Origin of the sequence: Alcaligenes sp., from assembly GCF_050255915.1 — a bacterium.
GTDB classification, from domain to species: Bacteria; Pseudomonadota; Gammaproteobacteria; order Burkholderiales; family Burkholderiaceae_B; genus Alcaligenes; species Alcaligenes aquatilis.
Map to the genome: position 1 here is coordinate 53,313 of NZ_JBFWIQ010000007.1, position 21,306 is coordinate 74,618.

16 protein-coding genes are annotated in these 21,306 nt (G+C 57.3%); 6 read left to right on the forward strand and 10 right to left on the reverse strand.

Annotated features, from left to right (window positions below; translation table 11 throughout):
* Positions 1–67: 67 nt before the first annotated feature.
* From coaBC to AB7E06_RS10445, 4 genes are read right to left on the reverse strand one after another with little or no spacing between them, the layout of a single operon-like run.
* Positions 68–1,252, reverse strand: coding sequence for a bifunctional phosphopantothenoylcysteine decarboxylase/phosphopantothenate--cysteine ligase CoaBC (gene coaBC / locus AB7E06_RS10430; RefSeq protein WP_427956829.1), 1,185 nt, complete (start codon positions 1,250–1,252; stop codon positions 68–70).
* A 20-nt stretch (positions 1,253–1,272) separates the two neighbouring features.
* On the reverse strand, positions 1,273–1,806 hold the full coding sequence (gene lspA / locus AB7E06_RS10435; protein WP_094196395.1) for a signal peptidase II: 534 nt from the start codon (positions 1,804–1,806) through the stop codon (positions 1,273–1,275).
* On the reverse strand, positions 1,799–4,639 hold the full coding sequence (ileS, locus tag AB7E06_RS10440; RefSeq protein WP_427956832.1) for an isoleucine--tRNA ligase: 2,841 nt from the start codon (positions 4,637–4,639) through the stop codon (positions 1,799–1,801). Before ileS ends, lspA begins: the two co-directional genes overlap by 8 nt.
* Positions 4,629–5,594 (reverse strand): bifunctional riboflavin kinase/FAD synthetase, encoded by a 966-nt coding sequence (locus tag AB7E06_RS10445; RefSeq protein ID WP_094196397.1) that lies wholly within the window; start codon positions 5,592–5,594, stop codon positions 4,629–4,631. Before AB7E06_RS10445 ends, ileS begins: the two co-directional genes overlap by 11 nt.
* Positions 5,595–5,643: 49 nt before the next feature.
* On the opposite strand from AB7E06_RS10445, the gene purN reads away from it, so the two are divergent.
* From purN to AB7E06_RS10475, 6 genes are all read left to right on the forward strand, one after another.
* On the forward strand, positions 5,644–6,300 hold the full coding sequence (purN, locus tag AB7E06_RS10450; RefSeq protein ID WP_094196398.1) for a phosphoribosylglycinamide formyltransferase: 657 nt from the start codon (positions 5,644–5,646) through the stop codon (positions 6,298–6,300).
* Positions 6,301–6,473: 173 nt separating this feature from the next.
* Entirely contained in the window at positions 6,474–7,739 is a 1,266-nt protein-coding gene (locus tag AB7E06_RS10455; protein ID WP_230018809.1) for an RsmB/NOP family class I SAM-dependent RNA methyltransferase, read from the forward strand.
* 99 nt (positions 7,740–7,838) lie between these two features.
* The gene (locus AB7E06_RS10460) at positions 7,839–9,065 is read left to right on the forward strand and encodes a DesA family fatty acid desaturase (protein WP_094196400.1); all 1,227 of its coding nucleotides are present in this window, start codon (positions 7,839–7,841) and stop codon (positions 9,063–9,065) included.
* Entirely contained in the window at positions 9,062–11,356 is a 2,295-nt protein-coding gene (locus AB7E06_RS10465; RefSeq protein ID WP_094196401.1) for a UvrD-helicase domain-containing protein, read from the forward strand. The genes AB7E06_RS10460 and AB7E06_RS10465 overlap by 4 nt, the downstream gene beginning before the upstream one ends.
* Before the next feature lie 393 nt (positions 11,357–11,749).
* Entirely contained in the window at positions 11,750–12,970 is a 1,221-nt protein-coding gene (locus tag AB7E06_RS10470; protein ID WP_094196402.1) for a sulfite oxidase, read from the forward strand.
* Positions 12,971–13,023: 53 nt separating this feature from the next.
* Positions 13,024–13,332 (forward strand): c-type cytochrome, encoded by a 309-nt coding sequence (locus tag AB7E06_RS10475; RefSeq protein ID WP_094196403.1) that lies wholly within the window; start codon positions 13,024–13,026, stop codon positions 13,330–13,332.
* A gap of 32 nt (positions 13,333–13,364) precedes the next feature.
* Here the strand turns inward: AB7E06_RS10475 and AB7E06_RS10480 are convergent, their stop codons facing one another.
* The 6 genes from AB7E06_RS10480 to dapD form a co-directional block, all read right to left on the reverse strand.
* The gene (locus AB7E06_RS10480; RefSeq protein WP_427956840.1) at positions 13,365–15,284 is read right to left on the reverse strand and encodes an alkaline phosphatase family protein; all 1,920 of its coding nucleotides are present in this window, start codon (positions 15,282–15,284) and stop codon (positions 13,365–13,367) included.
* Positions 15,285–15,519: 235 nt separating this feature from the next.
* On the reverse strand, positions 15,520–15,897 hold the full coding sequence (locus AB7E06_RS10485) for a hypothetical protein (protein WP_230018577.1): 378 nt from the start codon (positions 15,895–15,897) through the stop codon (positions 15,520–15,522).
* A gap of 494 nt (positions 15,898–16,391) precedes the next feature.
* A complete protein-coding gene (locus AB7E06_RS10490; RefSeq protein WP_094196405.1) occupies positions 16,392–18,317 on the reverse strand; it encodes an ABC-F family ATP-binding cassette domain-containing protein in 1,926 nt (641 codons plus the stop codon).
* Positions 18,314–19,237 (reverse strand): 50S ribosomal protein L3 N(5)-glutamine methyltransferase, encoded by a 924-nt coding sequence (gene prmB / locus AB7E06_RS10495; protein WP_427956845.1) that lies wholly within the window; start codon positions 19,235–19,237, stop codon positions 18,314–18,316. The genes AB7E06_RS10490 and prmB overlap by 4 nt, the downstream gene beginning before the upstream one ends.
* The gene (dapE, locus tag AB7E06_RS10500) at positions 19,231–20,367 is read right to left on the reverse strand and encodes a succinyl-diaminopimelate desuccinylase (protein WP_427956848.1); all 1,137 of its coding nucleotides are present in this window, start codon (positions 20,365–20,367) and stop codon (positions 19,231–19,233) included. The genes prmB and dapE overlap by 7 nt, the downstream gene beginning before the upstream one ends.
* A gap of 2 nt (positions 20,368–20,369) precedes the next feature.
* Positions 20,370–21,188, reverse strand: a complete 819-nt coding sequence (gene dapD, locus AB7E06_RS10505; RefSeq protein WP_427956851.1) for a 2,3,4,5-tetrahydropyridine-2,6-dicarboxylate N-succinyltransferase — start codon at positions 21,186–21,188, stop codon at positions 20,370–20,372.
* Between the last annotated feature and the right edge of the window lie 118 nt (positions 21,189–21,306).

A 21,306-nucleotide genomic window follows, 5' to 3' on the forward strand; every position in this document is an offset into this window, starting at 1 on the left:
ATCCTGAAAAAAAGAGAGGCAGCGCACCTGCTTTAGCGCTGCCCGTCATCATAAAAGAGAAAAGAGTTTAAAGCCGCTGGGCGATATCTTGAACCAGTTGGCGCGCCGCCAGCAGTTTATCCTGGGCAGGCCAGTGCATATGGCCTTGCTCGTCGAACAACACCAGCTCGGTGTCATCGGCGTTCATGGCGCGCTGGGCCAGGTTGGCAACCAGCAAGGGAACATTCTTGCGTTGACGTTTGGCTTGAGCGTGCTCGATCAAGTTGTCGGTCTCGGCGGCAAAGCCGACACAGAAAGGACCGTTCTTCAGTGCGGCAACTTCGGCCAAAATGTCGGGGTTGGGGCTGAATTGCAGGTCTGGCGTGGCTTGTTCGGAGGTCTTTTTGATCTTGATGTCGCTGGCATTGCTGACGTACCAGTCTGCTACCGCGGCAACGCTGATGAAGATATCGGCATCATTTACTTGGGACATGACGCTGGCGTGCATCTGACGGGCGGTTTCTACATTGATGCGACGTACCTGGTAGGGCGCTTCCAATGCTACCGGGCCGGACACCAGCGTGACGTGTGCGCCGGCTTCCTGAGCCGCACGGGCAATGGCGTAACCCATCTTACCGGAGGATCGGTTACTGATGACGCGGATTGGGTCGATAGGCTCGCTGGTCGGGCCAGCGGTGATCAGAACTCGTTTACCGGCCAGCAGCTTGGGCTGGAAGAAGGCGGTCAGTTCAGCCAGCAGTTGGGCCGGTTCCAGCATGCGACCGTCGCCGGTTTCACCACAGGCCTGGTCGCCGCTGCCGGGGCCCAGAATATGCACGCCGTCGCGGCGTAATTGCTCGACGTTGCGTTGGGTCGCTGGATGTAGCCACATTTCCCGATTCATGGCCGGGGCGATCAGCAGGGGGCAGTGTCCACGGGCCACGCATAAGGTGCTGAGCAAGTCGTCGGCCAGACCGTTGGCCAGCTTAGCCATGAAGTTGGTGCTGGCGGGGGCGATCAAGATGGCGTCGGCATCCCGGCTCAGTTGGATGTGGGCCATATTGTTGGGAACACGCGCATCCCACAGGTCGGTGTAGACAGTACGGCCCGACAAGGCCTGAAAGGTGACCGGGCTGATAAAGCGCGTGGCCGATTCGGTCATGACCACGTCAATCCGGGCACCCAGGTCCTGGCTGCGACGCAAAAGCTCGGCAGTTTTATAGGCAGCGATGCCGCCGGTGATGCCAAACACCAGTTTTTTATTGCTAAGCATAGGACATGATCCTTACAGACTCAGGAGCGCTGTCGTTTGTTGCGGCGCATGCGCATGAACTCGTCCAGCACTAACAAGGCAGCGCCGCAACTGATGGCGACGTCGGCAATATTGAAAGCCGGAAAGTAGGATTGATTCCAGTAGAACAGCAAAAAATCCACCACGTGGCCGTGCATCAGGCGATCGACCACGTTGCCAATGGCACCGCCCAGAATCAGGCTAAGTGACAGGCAAAACAAGGGCTGTTTGGCCGAGCGGCGCAGCATGGTCACGATAAAGACGGTAGCGACAGCGGCAATGCCGACAAAGAACCAGCGTTGCCAACCCTGGCCACCGGCCAGGAAGCTGAAAGCGGCGCCGGGATTGTAGACCAGGGTGAAATCAAAAAAGGGCAGGATATTCCAACGTTCCTGATAGAACAGGTTGGTGTCGAAATACTGTTTGGTCCATTGGTCCAGACCGACAATAAAGGCGGCCAGACCAATCCAGGCCCAGAACTGCCGCGAGGGCAGTCGGGCCTGGCCGGGAGAAGGGGCCATGTCCTTATCAGGCATGGTGACGCACTTCGCCTTGGCCAAACAGATTGTCCTCGCAACGACCACATAGGGTGGGGTGCGCGGCGCTCTGGCCCACATCTGGGCGGTGGTGCCAGCAACGCTCGCACTTGGCCTGTTCGGTAGGCGTAACGTCGATGCGCACATCGCCTTCGCCAGCGTGCACGTCGGCACGCGAGACGATCAGCATGAAGCGCAGATCTTCGCCCAGGGACTGCAGGAATTCCAGATCCTGGCCCTTGGCGTAGATGTCGATCTCGGCAGCCAGGGAGGAGCCGATGGCGCCGGTGCTACGGACATCTTCAATGCGGCGCATCACGTCGGCACGGATGGCGCGCAAGCGTTGCCACTTGGCGCTCAGTGCAGACTGTTCGCCTTGCTCGGGCAGGGTATGGAACAGCTCGGTGAAGATGGTGCCGCTAGGAACCGAACCACCGTGCAAGTCGCGCCAGGCTTCTTCTGCCGTGAAGGACAGGATAGGAGCCATCAGCTTGAGCAGGGTCTGCGTCAGGTGATACAGCGCTGTTTGAGCCGAGCGACGAGGCAGACCATCTTTGGCGGTGGTGTAGAGACGGTCTTTCAGAATATCCAGGTAGAACGCGCCCAGGTCTTCGGAGCAGAAGGTCTGCAAGCGAGCCACGATGGGGTGGAACTCGTAGCGCTTGTAGTTCTCCAGCAACTCGGCCTGCATGTCGGCGGTCATTTGCAGGGCGTAGCGGTCGATTTCGGTCAGTTGATCAACAGGTACAGCATGTTGGGTGACGTCGAAGTCGGCCAGGTTGCCCAGCAGGAACTTCAAGGTATTGCGGATACGGCGGTAGCCTTCCACAACACGCTTCAGAATTTCGTCGGAGATGGACAGCTCGCCCGAGTAATCAGTAGAGGCGGCCCACAGGCGCATGATCTCGGCCCCCATCTTGTCGGCAATTTCTTGCGGCTTGATGATATTGCCCAGCGATTTGCTCATCTTGCGGCCATTGCCGTCCACCACGAAGCCGTGGGTCAGCAGGGCTTTGTAGGGTGCGCGGCCATACAGCATGCAGCCAGTCAGCAGAGACGAGTGGAACCAGCCACGGTGCTGGTCCGAGCCTTCCAGGTACAGGTCGGCAGGCCATTGCAGTTTGTCAGCGTGCGAGCCGTGGGTAGTGTGATCCTTGCCGCCCAGCACGGTGGCGTGCGTGGTACCCGAGTCAAACCATACGTCCAGTGTGTCGCGGTTTTTCTCGTACAGGTCGGCCTCGTCACCCAGCAGGTCGCGTGGGTCCAGGTTTTGCCAGGCTTCGATACCGCTCTTTTCGATGCGCTCAGCTACTTGTTCCATCAGCTCGGGCGTGCGGGGGTGCAGTTCACCCGTTTCCTTGTGCACAAAGAAAGCCATGGGCACACCCCATTGACGCTGACGCGACAAGGTCCAGTCAGGGCGGTTGGCGATCATGGCGTGCAGGCGGGCACGACCCCAGGAGGGGTAGAACTCGGTGTTATCAATGGCTTCCAGAGCCATTTCACGCAAGGTACGACCGCTGTTGTTTTCCTTGTCCATGCCGGCAAACCATTGGCTGGTGGCACGGTAGATGATGGGCGTCTTGTGACGCCAGCAGTGCATGTAGCTGTGCGGGTGCTGTTCGGTTTTCAGCAAAGTACCGGCGTTCTGCAAGGCTTCCACGATTTGCGGGTTGGCCTTCCAGATCATCTGGCCGCCAAACAGGGGCAGATTCTCGGCGTAATGCCCATTGCCCATCACGGGCGTGAGCATATCGTCGTCCTTCATGCCGTGGGCTTTGCAGGAGATAAAGTCTTCAATACCGTAGGCAGGGGCGGAGTGCACCACACCGGTACCGCTGTCCAGGGTGACGTAGTCGCCCAGATACACAGGGGAGCGGCGTTGGTAGCCTGCGTCCACGTGGGCCAGAGGGTGATTGAATTCGATCAGGTTCAGGGCTTCACCAGTGGCGGTGGCTACAACCTGGCCGCTCAGGCCCCATTGTTCCAGGCAGGACTTCACCAGATCTTCGGCCACGATCAGCATGGAGCCGGTAGCACGTGGGCTGTCCAGTTTGACCAGAGCGTAGCTGATTTCAGGATGTACGTTCAGCGCCTGGTTGGCAGGGATGGTCCAGGGGGTGGTGGTCCAGATGACGATGGCGCCATCGTCCACGCTGTCCACGCCAAAGGCGGCTGCCAGCCTGTCTTTCTGGGCGAAGGGGAAGGCCACGTGCACGGACGGGTCGGTGCGATCCGCGTATTCAACCTCGGCTTCTGCCAGGGCGGAACCACAGTCAAAACACCAGTTCACGGGTTTCAGGCCACGGAACACAAACCCTTTTTGCATGATCTTGGACAGCACGCGCAGTTCGTCGGCTTCGTTGCTGAAGTTCATGGTCAGGTAAGGCAGGTCCCAGTCGGCCAGCACGCCCAGACGCTTGAAGTCCTTGCGTTGGCTGTCGATCTGTTCCAGAGCGTAGGCGCGCGCCTTGGCCTGAACTTCAGCCACAGGCAGGTTCTTGCCGTATTTCTTTTCGATCTGGACTTCAATAGGCATGCCGTGGCAGTCCCAGCCGGGCACGTACTGCGCGTCAAAGCCGGCCATATTGCGGCTTTTGACAATGATGTCTTTCAGAACCTTGTTGACCGCGTGACCAATGTGAATGTCGCCGTTCGCATAGGGAGGGCCGTCGTGCAAAATAAATTTGGGACGACCGGCACTGGCTTGTCGAATTGCTGCATAGACTTTGTTTTCTTCCCACTGGCTAATCCAGCCCGGCTCACGTTTGGCGAGGTCACCACGCATGGGAAAGGGAGTGTCGGGCAAATTGAGAGAGTTTTTATAGTCCATTTGAAGCAAAGTAGTCGCGAGCGCGTTGTGCATCGTTGTCGATGGCGGCGATCATTGTGATGAGGTCCGGGAATTTTTCTTCGTCCCTGACAAATTCCAGAAATTCTATACGGGCAAGTTTACCGTAAGCATCCAGGCGTTGGTCCAGTAAATGCACCTCTAACAGCAGCCGTCCCTGGTCGATGACGGTTGGGCGTACCCCCAAGGAGGCAATGCCGGGCAGAGCCTGTCCGGTCAGTCCGTGAACCCGGACCACGTACACGCCGGAGCGGGCGGCACAGTGTTCGGGAACGCGCACGTTCAAGGTCGGGTAGCCAATGTCCCGGCCCAGTTTCTGGCCATGAATGACATGGCCGCTAATATGAAAGGGTTTGCCCAGCAGAGCACGGGCACGGTCCAGTTGGCCCACGGCCAGGGCGGTGCGCACTTCCGAGCTGGAGATGCGGCGGCCATCGGCATCGGCCACATCGTGCAAGGTCTCGACGCTAAAGCCATGGCGTTTGCCCGCTTGGCGCAACATTTCAATGTCGCCGGCACGTTTGTGGCCGTAGCGGAAATCCTCGCCCACCAGCAACCAGCCGGTGTTCAGGCCCTGGACCAGAATCTCGTCAATGAAGGTGGCGGCCGACATATCGGCCATGGCCTGATTGAAGCGGGCCAGATAAATTTGTTCAATGCCGCATTGGTGCAGGGCTTCGACCTTGTCGCGCAGGCCGCTGATCTGCGTGGGAATCAGTTCGGGCCGTTGGCCACGCTGCGCAAAAAAGGCACGCGGGTGGGGCGTAAAGGTCATCACACAGGAGCTCAGGTCCTGCTGGCGCGCCACTTCATTGACGCGGTGCAAGATGGCCTGATGGCCCAGATGGACCCCGTCAAAATTGCCAATGGTGACAGCGCTGCGGGCCGTGCTGTTGCGCCGTGGCAGAGAGCGATAGAGTTTTAGATCAGATTTCACAAGCGAGAGTTTACAATTTTGGATTCGTTATTTCTCGGGAAACAGGATTTTGACCGATTCCACCCTACCTTGTCGCCTTGTTGTGCTTATTTCAGGCCGGGGCTCCAACTTGCAGGCCATTGGCGAACTGATCAAGACAGCGGGCTTAAATGGCCGTATTGAGGCGGTCATCTCTAACAAGGGCGATGCGCCCGGACTGGAATGGGCGCAGCGTCAAGGGCTGCCTACCGAGACGGTTTCGCATCGCGAATTTGCAACACGTGAAGCCTTTGATCAGGCTTTGGCACGCGTGATTGACCGCTACCAGCCAGATTATGTTCTACTTGCGGGATTCATGCGCATCCTGAGCACCGATTTTGTTCAGCACTATGCAGGCAAGCTCATCAATATACACCCATCCTTGCTTCCTAGCTTTCCCGGTTTGAATACCCATCAACAGGCACTTGACGCGGGCGTGCAGTTTCATGGCTGCTCGGTGCACTTTGTGACCCCTGTGCTCGATGATGGTCCCATCCTTGCCCAAAGTATCGTGCCCGTCTTGCACGACGATGATGCACAAACCCTGGCAGAGCGCGTTTTGGCAACCGAACACCACGTCTATACCGAGGCCGTCCGCTGGCTGATCGAGGGGCGAGTGCGTTTACAGGCTGATGGCCGTGTCGAGGTTGCCGGACTTGCGCATCGCGGCTTTTATTTTCCCGCCTGATTGAGCGGGCTATTTGGAATTTTTGAATATTCATGTCTGATCACCAACAATCCCGCGGCCGCTCGGACCGCAAGCGCCCGTCCTCGTCTACCCAACGTAACGAGTCCGGAGCGCGTGGTCGCCCTTATGCAGCACGCCGCGACAAACCCTCGGGTCCGCCCGAGCCGGGAGCGATGGCGCAGCGCCGTCTGGAGCAGGTCTCCAGCGCCCTGGGTGAAGTTTTGCAGTGGAAGCATCCTGCCGACCTGGCTTTGACGCGCTGGGCGCGTACCCGCCCCAAAATGGGCTCGCGTGACCGTGCCGAGATTCGCGAGGCCGTGTTCGATGTGCTGCGCCACTTGCGTCAGTACCGTAACTGGGCGGAAAGCGGCGTAGGCCCATCCACCCGTCGTCTGGCGATTCTGGGCCTGTCTACCGCAATCGGTCAGGAATCCCTGTCTTTGGGGTTGACGGAAGAAGAGCGCCAGTGGCTGGGCCATATCCGTGCCCTGAACGTGGACGGTCTGCCGGTTGGCGTACGCCTGAGTCTGCCCGAGTGGCTGGAAGAGCGTCTGAAAGAGATCCCGGATTCCTACAAGCTGATGGCCGCCATGAACGAGCAGGCCTTGCTGGATCTGCGCGTCAACCCCATGAAAGCCGAGCGCGATACGGTATTGCGCCAGTTGCAAAATGGCCCCATGGCCCGCTTCAAACCGGTTGCCATGCCGTTTTCACCCTGGGGTATCCGTATTGAAGGCCGCCCATCTGTCGCGGTATGGCCACAGTATGAGAAAGGCGAGCTGGAAATTCAGGAAGAGGGCAGCCAATTGCTGACCGCCTTGCTGGAGCCTCGTCGTGGCGAGATGGTGATTGACTACTGCGCTGGTGCCGGTGGCAAGTCCTTGCTGCTGGGCGCCTTGATGCGCTCTACAGGCCGTTTGTACGCCTTTGACGTATCGGCAAGCCGTTTGAACAAGGCCAAGCCGCGCTTTGCACGTGCCGGCCTGTCCAATGTGGTGCCTGTTGTCATACAGGAATCGGGCGACCAGCGTGTTCGCCGCCTGCATGGCAAGGCACAGCGTGTATTGGTGGACGCGCCTTGCAGCGGATTGGGAACTTTACGTCGAAATCCTGATCTTAAGTGGCGTCAACATCCACAAGCTCTGGAGCAGTACACTCAGATGCAGGCCGACATTCTGGAGCAGGCTGCGGCGTGTGTCGCACCAGGAGGCCGTTTGGTTTATGCAACATGTAGCTTTTTACCCGAAGAAAACGAGCAACAAGTGCAGGCATTCTTGGACAAACACCCCGAGTTCCGACTGCTGGATGCCCGGGAAATCTTGAAGGACAAATGTCCAGCCCTTGCGCTAGAGGGGCCTTATTTGAATCTGCGCACGGACCGTCACCAGACAGACTGTTTCTTTGGTGCGGCACTTGAACGAATCACGGAAAGTGCTTGATTTAAAGCAAGTTCGTCCTTAAATAATGTTATTGTTAACTGGTTAGGTGGGCTACACTTTTCCGGTTTCCCTTAACAAAGATCAGGTCTAAAAGGGTCTATGCAATCGTTTCTTTCTTTTCTTGCTGACGGATGGCTGCAACTGTCTTGGTGGCAGCTTACTCTTGTCATTCTGGCGGTGACTCATGTCACTATTGTGTCAGTTACCGTATTTCTTCACCGTAGTCAGGCGCACCGCGGGCTAGACCTGCACCCGGCGCTGATGCATTTCTTCCGTTTCTGGCTCTGGATGACCACCGGTATGGTCACCAAAGAATGGGTTGCGATTCACCGCAAGCACCACGCCAAATGTGAACGCGAAGGCGATCCCCATTCCCCCGTGGTCTTTGGTCTGGGCCAGGTGTTCTTCCGTGGTGCAGAACTGTACCGCCAGGAAGCCACTAACCCCGAAACTTTGAAGCGTTTCGGTCACGGTACTCCCGATGACTGGCTCGAGCGCAACCTGTACACCAAGTACAGCATGTTGGGTATTACCATCATGCTGGGTATTGATCTGTTCCTGTTCGGTCTGCTGGGCCTGACGGTCTGGGCTATCCAGATGGCCTGGATTCCTTTCTGGGCCGCCGGTGTGGTCAACGGTCTGGGTCATGCGATCGGTTACCGCAACTTTGCCAGCCCTGATACCAGCACCAACGTATTCCCTTGGGGCATCATCATTGGTGGTGAGGAGCTGCACAACAACCACCACGCTTACGGTACGTCCGCCAAGTTCTCCAGCAAATGGTACGAATTTGACTTGGGCTGGTGCTATATCTCGGTGTTCAAGGCATTGGGTCTGGCCAAGGTCAAGAAGGTTGCTCCCAAGCTGCGTCTGGAACCTAGTGTGCCTTCTAATGCCCCAATCGACGGCATCAGTTTGGCAACCTTGCAAGGCGTCATTACGCACCGCTACGAAATTCTGGCCCGCTATGCGGACATCATCAAAACCACGGCCTCGGAAGAAATTGCTCGTTTGAAGCCACAGGTGAACAAAGACAACCCAAATTGCTCCTGGTCCCTGTTGGAGAGCTGCAACGACTGGATTGGCCGTGGCGATGACGTTCTGGCTCCCGAGCAGCGTGCTGAACTGGAAACCGTGGCGGCTGGCGATTCCCGCCTGTCCATCCTGGTTCGCATGCAGCGTGAACTGGCCGGTATCTGGGAAAGTTCCAGCGCCTCCAGCGAGCAGTTGCTGTCTGACCTGCGCACCTGGTGCCAGCGCGCTCAGCAAAGTGGTATTGAAAGTCTTGAGCAGTTCGCCTTGCGTCTGCGCCGCTACGCGGCATGATGGATCGCTTAAACCCGGAACAGCGAGCCGCCGTTACTCTCCCCTCTGGCCATGCCCTGGTGCTGGCCGGAGCGGGTAGCGGAAAAACCAGTGTCCTGACCTCCCGAATGGCCTGGTTAATCCAGACTGGGCAGGTCAGCCCTCACGGACTGGCCGCTGTTACCTTCACCAACAAAGCCGCGCGCGAAATGCTGACGCGGCTTACTTCTTTATTGCCTATCGATACTCGTGGAATGTGGGTCGGGACCTTTCACGGCCTGTGTAATCGCTTGCTGCGCATGCATTACCGCGATGCCGGTCTGGTACAGACGTTCCAGATTCTGGATACGGCAGATCAGTTGGCCTCCATCAAGCGCATGGTTAAGGCCAACAATGTGGATGATGAGAAATTTCCGCCCAAGGAAATTCAGAAGTTCATCAACGCCTGTAAAGAAGACGGCCAACGTCCTGGCGACCTGGAAGCTCATGACCCTCACCGCCGCCGCCTGATCGAGCTTTACCAGCTTTATCAAGAGCAGTGCGAACGTGAAGGTGTGGTGGACTTTGGCGAGCTACTGCTGCGCGCTTACGAGCTGCTGTCTCGCAATGCACCAATCCGCGAGCATTATCAGCGCCGCTTCAAACACATTCTGGTGGACGAGTTCCAGGACACCAACGTGCTGCAGTATCGCTGGTTGCGTCTGTTGGCCGGTGATCAGGCCTGTATGTTTGCCGTGGGCGACGATGACCAGTCGATCTATGCTTTCCGTGGCGCGAACGTGGGCAATATGGCCGACTTCGAGCGCGACTATGCCCGTGGCAATGTGATCCGCCTGGAGCAGAACTATCGTTCCTGCGGTCATATTCTGGATTCCGCCAACGCGCTGATCGAGAACAATAGTGGTCGCCTGGGCAAGAATCTGTGGACCGATAGCGGCGAAGGCGAGCTGGTACGCATCAGCGAACTGGCTTCGGATGCCCTGGAAGCACAGTGGATTGTGGATGAAGTCCGCGCCCTGATTGCTGAAGGCAAGCCACGTCGTGAAATTGCCATTCTGTATCGCAGCAACGCCCAGTCCCGAGTGATTGAGCACAGGCTGTTTTCCCAAGGTTTGCCCTACAAAGTGTATGGCGGCCACCGTTTCTTCGAGCGTCAGGAAATCAAGCACGTGCTGGCTTACTTGCGCTTGATGGACAACGCGGATGATGACACCGCTTTTCTGCGCGTCGTGAATTTCCCGACTCGCGGAATTGGTGCCCGTTCGGTAGAGCAACTGGCCGATTTGGCGCGCGAGCGCGGTACCAGTTTGCTGCGTGCCATCCCTTATCTGCAAGGGCGTGCGGCTGCCAGCTTGATGCGTTTCTCGAACCTGATTCAGGATATGGCCAGCCAGGCGCAGATCTTGTCTTTGCCCGAGCTGATTGAGCACGTTGTCCACGACAGTACCTTGCTGGCCCATTATCAGGCCGACCGCGAAGGTGCCGAACGCCTGGAAAACTTGCAGGAGTTAGTCAACGCGGCCACGGTTTTTGTGGGTGAGGAAGGCTTTGCCGAGCTGCCCGCAGGTCGAGTGCCTGAAGCCGTGGCGGGCGAGTCCGAGCAGGCCATGCAAAATCCAGATCAGCCGGCTGCCTCTGTGCTCGCCCCCATGTCGCCGTTGGGCTCCTTCCTGACCCATGCTTCTTTGGAAGCAGGGGACAATCAGGCCCAGGCAGGCCAGGATGCCATTCAACTGATGACGATCCATGCCGCCAAAGGTCTGGAGTTCGATGCGGTTTTCATTACTGGCCTGGAAGAGGGGTTGTTCCCGCATGAGAACAGCTTGTTCGATCCGGGCGGTATTGAGGAAGAGCGTCGCTTGATGTACGTGGCGATTACGCGGGCGCGTCAGCGTCTATACATCACCTTGGCGCAAAGCCGCATGTTGCACGGCCAGACGCGTTACGCCATGCGTTCGCGCTTTCTGGAAGAGTTGCCGGAGCAACATATCAAGTGGTTGTCGGCCCGCTACACCAGCCCGCCCATGCAATCCGAGGCTAGCTCGGGGGCATTTCGTCGCGGTCAAAGCTGGGAGTCCAAAGACAAGAGCTATTCGGCCCAGCCTTACGGCGGTCGTAGCCACACCAGTGTGCTGGAAGTGAATGGGCAGACGTTCCGTGTGGGGCAGGGAGTGCATCACAACCGTTTTGGTGACGGCACCATCGTTAATCTGACGGGGCAGGGTGACGACGCCCAGGCCTTGATTCAGTTCCGTGAAGTTGGTAGCAAGACTCTGGCCTTGGCCATCGCCAAGCTGGATCCTGTTAGCTGAAGACGAAACAAAGACTGAGTCAATCAATTGCAGTTCGAAGGCCCCCGGGACCCCCCGGGGGCTTTTTTATGGTCTGCCCAATGCCGTGGGAAGTTTTAGACGGCTGCAGTTTTTCTTACGCGTCTTCTTTCACACTGTTTATTTTTTGTAGTCCGTCTTGCCTGTCGCTGCCACCTTTCAAGAAAAAACGACGCCTGATCTCACCGTTCAGGCAAAAGGCGATCTTGCATGGAAACCGCATGTTTAATCAGGCGTTCTCGTTTTCAGGATTTGTCGCTAAACCTCTATATGAGCGTTATATATAAGGGTTATGGATTCTAGTTATAAAGATGGTGCCGCCATAAAATCGAAGCCTAAATTAATTACAAATACCAAATACACATGGAGGCGATCATGGAACCTAGCAATCTTTCACGCCGGCGCATGCTGTTGTCCACGGGCGGGATGATGGCCCTGGCCGGAACGGCAAGCCTGACTCCCTTGTCAGCCGCACTGGCGCAGGAAAAGGCAAAAACGCAGGCTAAAGCCTTGCCCGCCTATGCATCTTGGAAACATGCCGACAGCTTGATCGTGCACAGTGCCAATACCATTGAAACCAAGCGCAGCGCATTTGGTTCGGGGCTGATCACACCGTTGGACCGCTTGTTCGTACGCAATAACGTGACTCCCCCGTCTGAACAAATCGTGGCCGATCCGGACGCATGGGTACTGTCGATCAAGGGTGTCAAAAATCCTAAAGACATGACCGTAGCTGAGCTGAAACGATTGGGCTTGGTGGCTGTGCCCATGGTGCTGCAGTGCTCGGGCAATGGCCGTGCCTTTTTCCCCGAGAAACCCAGCGGTACACAGTGGACGGTTGGCGCAGCAGGCTGTGTGGTCTTTACCGGCGTGCCGATCAAGGCTGTGCTGGAGGCTGTCGGTGGGATGGACGAGGGTGCCAAGTACATGACAGGGCAAGGTGGCGAGGAAATTCCTCAGGGACTGGACCCGAACACCATCATGGTGGAGCGTTCGCTTCCTTTGGATGCCATTGATGACGCGATTCTGGCCTGGGAAATTAATGGTCAGCCTATCCCATTGGCTCACGGTGGTCCCTTGCGCTTAGTTGTGCCTGGTTACACCGGCGTCAACAACGTCAAGTACATCAAGCAGTTGGCGTTTACCAAGGAACAGTCTGCCGCCAACATTCAGCAAAACAGCTATCGTCTGGCGCCGGTTGGTGAAAAATCCAACCCGAATCAGGAGTCGGTATGGGAAATGCCCGTCAAGTCCTGGGTGACCAGCCCTAGTGGTGAGCCTGGCGAAGAACTCAAGGCGGGCAAGGTACAGATTCAGGGCTTGGCTTTTGGGGGCATGTCGGCCGCCAAAGAGGTTGAGGTGTCCGTCGATGGTGGCAAGAACTGGGTGAAAGCAAGCTTTGTAGGCCCTGATCTGGGCAAATATGCGTGGCGCCAGTTCGTGGTGGGCGTGGATTTGAAACCTGGCAAGTATGAGATCACTAGTCGGGCAACCAGCGAAGCAGGCACGGTCCAGCCTGAAGAACGCGTACCTAATAACCGTGGCTATTTGAACAATAGCTGGCGTGACCACATGCTGGCTGTCACTGTCGTTTAAGTCTTGAATGTTGTATCCGCCCCGTCAGCTCGGGGCGGCTATGGAAGCGAATCATGAAGAAATATCTCGTTGCTGCAGTATCTGTCGTTGTTTTTAGTACCCAGGCTTATGCTCAGGAGCCAGGCAAGGAACTGTTTTTAACGGGCGCCAAGCCCATTGCCTGTGCGGTCTGTCATACCTTGGCTGACGCGGGTTCAGCCGGGGCAATCGGTCCGGATCTGGATGAGCTCAAGCCAGGCAAGGAGCAGATCCTGAAAGTCATGAAAGAAGGCATGGGTGCCATGCCGTCCTTTGCCCAGACCCTGAGTGACCAAGAGCGTGATGCTATCGCCACCTACGTCAGCTCTGTAGCGGGTCAATAAGTTATACCTGTAGTAGCCAGACGCTAGCCGCCTTACCCTTTCTTCTCCTGATCTGGAGGTAGAAATTCGGTAGGCGGCTTTTTGTTGGCGTTGTGATGCAGGATGCGGGCAGGGCGGCCCTTCTCATCCAGCCAGATCTGCCCAATGCCGGAGCCATTCCAGACGCGCTCCCCGTGTTTGCGCTGATCTGGCAGACGTGGGCTGATGCTTAAGTCACGGCGTTGCGTAAACCAGTTCAGGGGGGATCGTGGAGAATAGAGCCAGCGATTCAGCCGATCCAGCCAGTTCAGCAAACTTTCCGGAAATTCGTTCTTGATGCCGCTGCTGGTGACTTGCCAGATATGTGGAATATGTTTGCTATGACGCACTTGTACATCGTAGACAAAGGAGTAGTGCACATCGCCGGACAAAATGACATAGTTACCGGGAGTGCGTGAATGTCTGAAGATGTTCAGCATGGTGTTGGCGGCACCTCGGTGGGCCATCCAGTTTTCTGCATCCACCGTCAGGGCAAAGCCCGCGTAGGTACAGATGCTTTGAATGACTTCGATCAGCTTGACGCCGAACATGGGCGTGGCAGACACAATGACTGCGGCACGCTCGTCCAGCAACTCGTGTTGCAGCTCGGTCAGGGACTCCCAGTCCATCAGTCCAGAAGGTCGGCTGGGTAGGCGGCGGTTATGCCAGCGGCGCGTGCGTGTATCCAGCACAATCAACGTAGGCTGGGTGCGCAGGACATAGTCCCACTGCCGAAACTCCAGCAGCTCCTTGATGATTGCATCCTGTGTCTGATGTTCAAGGCGTTGATGCTCATCGGGCGAGCGGGTCCAGGCGGTGACCGTGTCCAGTACAGACTCAAAGACCTCGGGGCGGTTACCCCAGGCCTGACATAATAAATAGGCGATCAGGGCATTGCCCACGATCTGCCGTGAAAAAGGATGGCCGTAGGCAACGCTTTCCCATTTGGCCGACAGATTCCAGTCATCAGTGATGTCATGGTCGTCAAAAATCATCAAGGTTTGCACGTGCGCCAACAAACGGGCTGCCTGGGGCAGATCCTGACGAAACCCCTGCAGAGCAGTGGCTTCACGCTCCCAACGTTGCTGATGCTTGGGTTCCAGGCAAGGGGGCGCTGGCTCGGCAATGATCTGCCAGGGGGTGGGGGACCAAACCAGCAAGTACATGGCAAAGACTTCAGCCAGTGTCACCAAGTGGTTGTGTGCGTTCGCGGTGGTGAAAATTGGTTTTTCTACCCCACCAAAAAAACGCTCACGCAGATCGTCGTTGGATTTGAACGCTGGCAGCAAATCCGCGCGCCGGTAATAGCTGGCGGGATGCTGGTAAAGGGCTTCGCTATCCGAGACGACAGCGCCTTCCAGATACTCTCCATACAAGCCTAAGCGCGCTATCAGAGAATGAATGGCCGCCAGCATGGGGCCTGCCACATCGTCGGCGTAGACTTGATCGCCGGACAGCATGAGCAAGGCGGGTCGGGCTTTGGCTTCGGTGATGTGTTCACTCAGGACCCTGTCGGCCTGCGCCAGGCCATCGCGTGAGGCGTGATGAGGTTTGCGGCAGGAGCCAAACATCAGATTATCAGCGCGGCTGGCCAATACAAAGTTGGGCTTGGTCTGATCTTGATGCAATAGATGTGGCGCCCAATCCGCAATCCCTTGTCCCGCTCCATGGCCGGCCGAGAGGATCAGATCGTAATGCACCAGCGTGTCCAGGGGCAGCTCGGTAGTGAGTTCTACATCCAGGAAATGAATAAAGGCGTGTGTGCCAAGCGGCACGATGCGGCACTGATCCGCATCTAGCGAGATACGTTGAGCGGGGTGACCTTCTGGCTCCAGGATCAGATCCAGTGACAGGCTTGAACTGCCGACCAGCCACAGGACTAAACGCTGGGAATCCAGGCGACGCAAAATAGGGCCAGCTAGTACTGGAGGCAAGTTCGATGAAAGTTGGGAGAGACTCAAACGGGTAACAGCCAGAATCAGAAAAGACAATGGACAGTGTAGAGTGTAGAAAGTTGCAGTGCCAGCTCTGTCTATCGGTACGCCTGCACCACCGCTGCATGTGGAGATAAAGTGCTTAATGCGTGAAATACCAACAAGAAGAGTCGCCTGCCAATGAGCGAGCCCTTCGTGTCCGGCTGATAAGCACTTGTCCGTGAGAGCATGCCGCTTAGCTGTTTTCCATTTCCGGCTTGGCTTGCAGAAACGCAGTCACTTGTGCGTCCAGATCGTCCTCATGCACCACACGTACCGGAAAGCCGAGTTTTTCGCTCAAGGGGGCGACAAAGGCATTCAGGGAAAAGGCCATCAAGGCATTGTCCACGACCACCAGGCTGGCGGCACAGGAAACGCTTAAACGGCTGCGGTTGTCCTTGATCCATTGCGAGAACGCCTCCTTGTCCGCACCTTCCTCTGCACCGGGCAGCTCGCGGGTCAGCAAGACAAAGCGTTGTCCTTGATTCAGCAAGGCTTCCAGTTCTGCTTTCCAGTTGGATGGAGAGCTGTTCGAGATCCAGATACGGGGGAATTCCTGTGTAGCAAGGTGCATGTGCGGGTCCTGAGTAAGCCGATTAATGATTCAAAGTGAATGCGCTGCTTTGTACCATTAATCCGCCTGCTCGGGCAGTTCTTTCGCCGTGTGTGCTTTATTCGCCGGGATAGGTGAAAGACCCCCTTGTGGGTCTGCTGTGCGCTTAGTGGGGCTGTACCAGCTTCGGGAAGAAGTAATCAGGACGCTGAGTTGTCGATACAATTTTCGAGAGGAGCTTGGCTGATATGAGCTTGTTGCTGTTTAGCGGTCGGAATCGCCTTAGCTAAACGCAGGCAGTGAATGACGTACTGCAGCAAAACGTAGGACGTGGGGTGTCATAGCCAGGTTGCGAGTACCTGTGCCATAGCCCTGTCTCAGCCCCAAGGTGTCAGCAATCTCGTAAAGCCTCAATGCGTGTTTTACAGACCATCAAGAGCTAAAAAAGGCGCCAATCCTGGTGGATATGGCGCCTTCTTTTTCAGGAGTTCATGAGCAGAACGGAATTGATGGGCCTAAACCTGCCGCCCAATTTCTTCCATCGCTTCCTGAATTTCCAGCCATTCTTCTTCCAGCGTTTGATGTGTTTTGGTGAGTTCACCATGCTCAGTCATCAAGGCGGGCCGTTGGTCTTTGTAGCTGTCCGAATAAAAGTCGGGGTCCTGCATCAAGGTATCCAGCTCCTGCAAACGTAGCTGAGCTTTCTCCATGGCCGACTCCACTTTCTTCAAGCGGCTTTCCAGGGGCTTGCGTTGCTGGGCCTGACGTTGGCGCAGCTCGGCTTCCTGACGGCGTTGCGTCTTGCGGTCTGTGCCTTCATTGCCCGTATCAGCACGCGCTTCCTGGCGAGCTTCCGAGCGTGATTGTGCGCTGCGGGCCAGTAGCCAGTCGCGGTAGTCTTCCAGGTCGCCGTCAAACTCCTGAACCTGACCATCGGCCACGATCCAGAACGAATCAACGGTAGAACGCAGCAAGTGGCGATCGTGAGATACCAGCAGTACGCTGCCACCGTAGTCAGCCAAAGCAGCCGCCAGGGCTTCGCGGGTATCCACGTCCAAGTGGTTGGTTGGTTCGTCCAGCAAGAGCAGATTGGGCTTTTGCCAGACAATCAGGGATAGGGCCAGACGCGCCTTTTCACCCCCGGAGAAGGGGGCAGTCAGGCTGGTGACCATATCACCGCTAAAACCGAAAGAGCCCAGGTAATTGCGCAGTTCCTGCTCGCGCACATCCGGAGCCAGACGCGCCAGATGTTGCAGGGGTGTGGAGTCCGGGTCAATGGAGTCCAACTGGTGCTGGGCAAAGTAGCCAATTACCAGGCCCTTGGATTCCAGGCGTTCGCCCTTGATAGGTTCCAGCTTGCCAGCCAGGGTTTTGACCAGCGTGGATTTACCTGCGCCGTTCATCCCCAAAATCCCCACACGGGCACCACCGCGCACCATCAGACGGACCTGGCTCAAAATCGCTTTGTCCTGACCGGGGTAACCCAGATCGGCCTGATCCAATGTCAGCAAGGGATCGGGGGTGTACTCGGGCGAGGGCAGGCGAATGGAAACGCTTGAGTCGTCGCGCAAGAGCGTTACGGTCTGCATGCGGGCCAAAGCCTTGACGCGGCTTTGCGCCTGCTTGGCCTTGGTGGCCTGGGCCTTGAAGCGGTCAATAAAACTTTGCAGACGCGCGGCTTCACGGGTTTGGCGCTCGTAGGCGATCTGGCTTTGTTGGACGCGCTCGGCACGTTGCACCAGAAAGTCGTTGTAGCCGCCTTTGTAGCGAACCAACTTTCCTTGGTCCACGTGCAGAATCGAACGGGCCACCGCATCGAGAAACTCGGTGTCGTGCGAAATCAGCAGGACCGTGCCGGGGTAGGAACCCAACCAGCGCTCCAGCCAGAGCATGGCGTCCAAGTCCAGGTGGTTGGTGGGTTCGTCCAGCAAGAGCAGGTCAGAAGGGGCCATCAGGGCGCGGGCCAGGGACAGGCGCATTTGCCAGCCACCGGAGAACTCGCGCACGGGCAGCATCCACTGATCGGGGCGGAAACCCAGGCCGGCCAACAGTTGCTCGGCACGCGAAGGGGCGGACCAGGCATCGGCTTCGATCAGGGCGTTTTCCAGCTCGGCAATGGCCTGGCCATCGCTATCGGGCGTGTTGGCGCGTTTTTCCTGCAAGGCACGCAGACGCTCGTCGCCGTCGATAACAAATTCGCGGGCAGGGCGGTCACGATCTGGAATGGTTTGGCGCACACTGGCCACTTCCCAGACTTCGGGGATGCTCAGGTCACCCCCGTCCAGATCCAGCTCGCCTTGCAGCAAGGCAAACAGCGAGGACTTACCCGCACCGTTCTTGCCCACAATGCCCAGGCGCTCACCCGGATTGACGATAAAATCCGCATTGTCCAGCAGGACTTTGACGCCGCGACGCAGCGTAATTCCAGTTGCGCGTATCACAGAGCCAGTTGCTCCCGGCTTAACAAGAGCACCTGGTCTTCAGCGGTTTCCGTACTTAGCCAGATAGGCTCCAGCTCCGGGAAAGCGGCGATGAAATTGTCGTACTCATTGCCAATTTCTAATACCAGTACGCCTTCAGGCGCCAGGAAATTGGGGGCTGCTTCCAGAATGCGACGTACCAGGTCCATGCCGTCGTCACCGCCAGCCAAAGCCAGTTGTGGCTCGTGCTGGTATTCCTGGGGCAGGTTCTGCATGGACTGCTCATTCACATACGGTGGGTTGCAAATGATCAGGTCGTAGGCGGTTTGTGGCAATTGATCCAGCAGATCGCTCTTGTATAGGCTCATGCGATCGTTCAGCTCAAAAGCATCGATATTCGACTGCGCCACTTCTAGCGCGGCATCGGACAGATCCACCGCATCGACTTGCGCTTGTGGGAAAGCCAGCGCCGTCAAAATAGCCAGGCAGCCTGAGCCGGTACACAAATCCAAGGCGTTGTAGATGGCGTCTGGGTCGGCAATCCAGGGCTGGAGCTGCTCTGCCAGCAATTCCGCGATCGGAGAGCGCGGCACGATGGTGTCGGTGGTGACGCGGAAGCGATGGCCTTGCAGCCAGGCTTCGCCGGTCAGGTAGGCGGCGGGCACGCGCTCGTTGCAGCGGCGGGCAACCAGAGCCAGATAGGCGGCGCGCTCGGACTCCAGCATGATGGCGTCCAGATACGGGTCCAGCGTGTCCAGTGGCAGATGCAGGGTGTGCAGCAGCAGGTAGGCGGCCTCGTCCCAGGCATTGTCACTGCCGTGGCCAAAGGCCAACTGACAGCGGTTGAACTGGCTGACAGACCAGCGCAACACGTCGCGCACGGTGCGCAGTTCCTGCTGGGCTTGAAGCAGGGAGGAATGATCGATGCAAGGGCTTAACAAAGCAGGGATTCCAATGTACGGCGATAAATGTTTTTAAGAGGCTCAAGGTCAGCAACCGCAACGTGCTCGTTGATTTGATGAATGCTGGCGTTGAGCGGGCCAAATTCGACCACTTGAGGGCAGATTTTAGCGATAAAGCGACCATCGGAGGTGCCGCCTGTCGTGGACAGATCGGTTTGTACGCCGGTTTCGGTTTCGATGGCCTTGGCAAGGGCCTGGCTCAGCGGGCCAGCCTCGGTCAGGAAGGGCTCGCCACTTACTGTCCATTCCAGTTGGAAGTCCACACCATGACGGCGCAAAATGGACTCCACTTCGGCTTGTAGGCCGGCAGGGGTTTGCTCGGTGGAAAAACGGAAGTTGAAATGCACATCCAACTGACCGGGGATCACATTACCCGCGCCAGTACCGGCATGGATATTCGAGATCTGAAAGCTGGTAGGTGGGAAGTCGATATTGCCGGCGTCCCACATGCGGTCTGTCAGCTCGTGCAGCGCAGGCGCGAATATATGCAGTGGGTTGATCGCTAACTGCGGGTACGCCACGTGGCCCTGGCGACCCTTTACGATCAGATGACCGGACATGGAGCCACGACGGCCATTTTTAATGGTGTCACCCAGTTGGCGTGAACAAGTGGGTTCGCCCACGATGCAATAGTCCAGTTGTTCGCCACGTTCTTTCAGGACCTGGCAAACATGCACGGTGCCGTCGGTTGCTGGGCCTTCTTCATCCGAAGTCAGTAGCAGGGCAATCGAACCTTTGTGCTCAGGATGGGCCTGGGTAAATTCTTCAACCGCGTGGATGAAGGCCGCAATCGAGGCCTTCATATCCGCAGCGCCACGGCCATAGAGCTGTCCATCGCGCACGGTAGGTTCAAACGGGGGCGAGTCCCAGGCGGCTTCTGGCCCGGCAGGGACCACATCCGTGTGACCCGCAAAAACAAACAAGGGCGCTTCGGTGCCACGGCGGGCCCATAGGTTGGACACCGGCCCGCTGGGCAGATGTTCCAGGCTAAAGCCCGCTTGCTCCAGCCTGGCGCCCAGCCATTGCTGGCAGTGGGCGTCCTCGGGGGTCACCGAGGGGCGGGCAATCAGGGCTTTAAGGGTATCTAGTACGGAAAAGTCAGTGCTCATGTTCAGGCGCGAAGTAAATCATTAATACTGGTCTTGGCGCGGGTACGGGCATCCACACGCTTGACGATGATGGCGCAGGCCAGGCTGTACAGCCCATCGGCCGAAGGCAGGGAACCAGGGACCACCACCGAACCTGCAGGGACGCGGCCTTGATAAATCTTGCCCGTTTCGCGCTCGTAAATTTTGGTGCTCTGCGATAGGAACACGCCCATGGCCAGCACCGAGTTCTCTTCCACGATGACCCCTTCCACTACTTCGGAGCGGGCACCGATAAAGCAGTTGTCCTCAATGATAGTGGGGCTGGCCTGCAGAGGTTCTAATACCCCGCCAATACCGACGCCGCCCGATAGATGAACATGCTTGCCGATCTGGGCGCAGGAACCCACGGTGGCCCAGGTATCGACCATGGTGCCTTCACCGACATAAGCGCCGATGTTCACAAACGAGGGCATCAGCACGACATCTGGAGCGACGTAGGCACCTTGGCGCACCACCGCACCGGGGACGGCGCGAAAACCGGCCTGGGCAAAAGCGGCCTGATCATGCTGTTCGAACTTCAGTGGCACTTTGTCGTAGAAGGGAGCGGGCTCGCTGGCCATCACGCGGTTCTCGTTGATCCTGAAGGACAGGAGGATCGCTTTCTTGACCCAGTCGTTGACCTGCCACTGTCCGTCGATTTTTTCCGCCACGCGCAGGGAGCCGTAATCCAGCTTTTCAATCACGGTGTGGATGGCCGTGCGCAGTTCAATGCTGTGTTCTTGGGGGCTGAGGGAAGCTCGTTGTTCCCACGCTGACTCGATCAGACTTTGGAGGTCGCTCATAGGCTAGGCTCTGTGAATGCAGGCCGTCATGGGCAGTACCGGAATAAAGGCGCATGATGCGCGGTTAACTACCGCAGCGGCCGTGCTTGAATGGAGGCAACAGAATAACCGAGTCTGC

Coding starts and splice junctions, on each gene's coding strand:
- coaBC (WP_427956829.1), bottom strand. CDS start 1,252: ATGCTTAGCAATAAAAAACTGGTGTTTGGCATCACCGGCGGCATCGCT.
- lspA (WP_094196395.1), bottom strand. CDS start 1,806: ATGCCTGATAAGGACATGGCCCCTTCTCCCGGCCAGGCCCGACTGCCC.
- ileS (WP_427956832.1), bottom strand. CDS start 4,639: ATGGACTATAAAAACTCTCTCAATTTGCCCGACACTCCCTTTCCCATG.
- AB7E06_RS10455 (WP_230018809.1), top strand. CDS start 6,474: ATGGCGCAGCGCCGTCTGGAGCAGGTCTCCAGCGCCCTGGGTGAAGTT.
- AB7E06_RS10460 (WP_094196400.1), top strand. CDS start 7,839: ATGCAATCGTTTCTTTCTTTTCTTGCTGACGGATGGCTGCAACTGTCT.
- AB7E06_RS10465 (WP_094196401.1), top strand. CDS start 9,062: ATGATGGATCGCTTAAACCCGGAACAGCGAGCCGCCGTTACTCTCCCC.
- AB7E06_RS10470 (WP_094196402.1), top strand. CDS start 11,750: ATGGAACCTAGCAATCTTTCACGCCGGCGCATGCTGTTGTCCACGGGC.
- AB7E06_RS10475 (WP_094196403.1), top strand. CDS start 13,024: ATGAAGAAATATCTCGTTGCTGCAGTATCTGTCGTTGTTTTTAGTACC.
- AB7E06_RS10485 (WP_230018577.1), bottom strand. CDS start 15,897: ATGCACCTTGCTACACAGGAATTCCCCCGTATCTGGATCTCGAACAGC.
- dapE (WP_427956848.1), bottom strand. CDS start 20,367: ATGAGCACTGACTTTTCCGTACTAGATACCCTTAAAGCCCTGATTGCC.
- dapD (WP_427956851.1), bottom strand. CDS start 21,188: ATGAGCGACCTCCAAAGTCTGATCGAGTCAGCGTGGGAACAACGAGCT.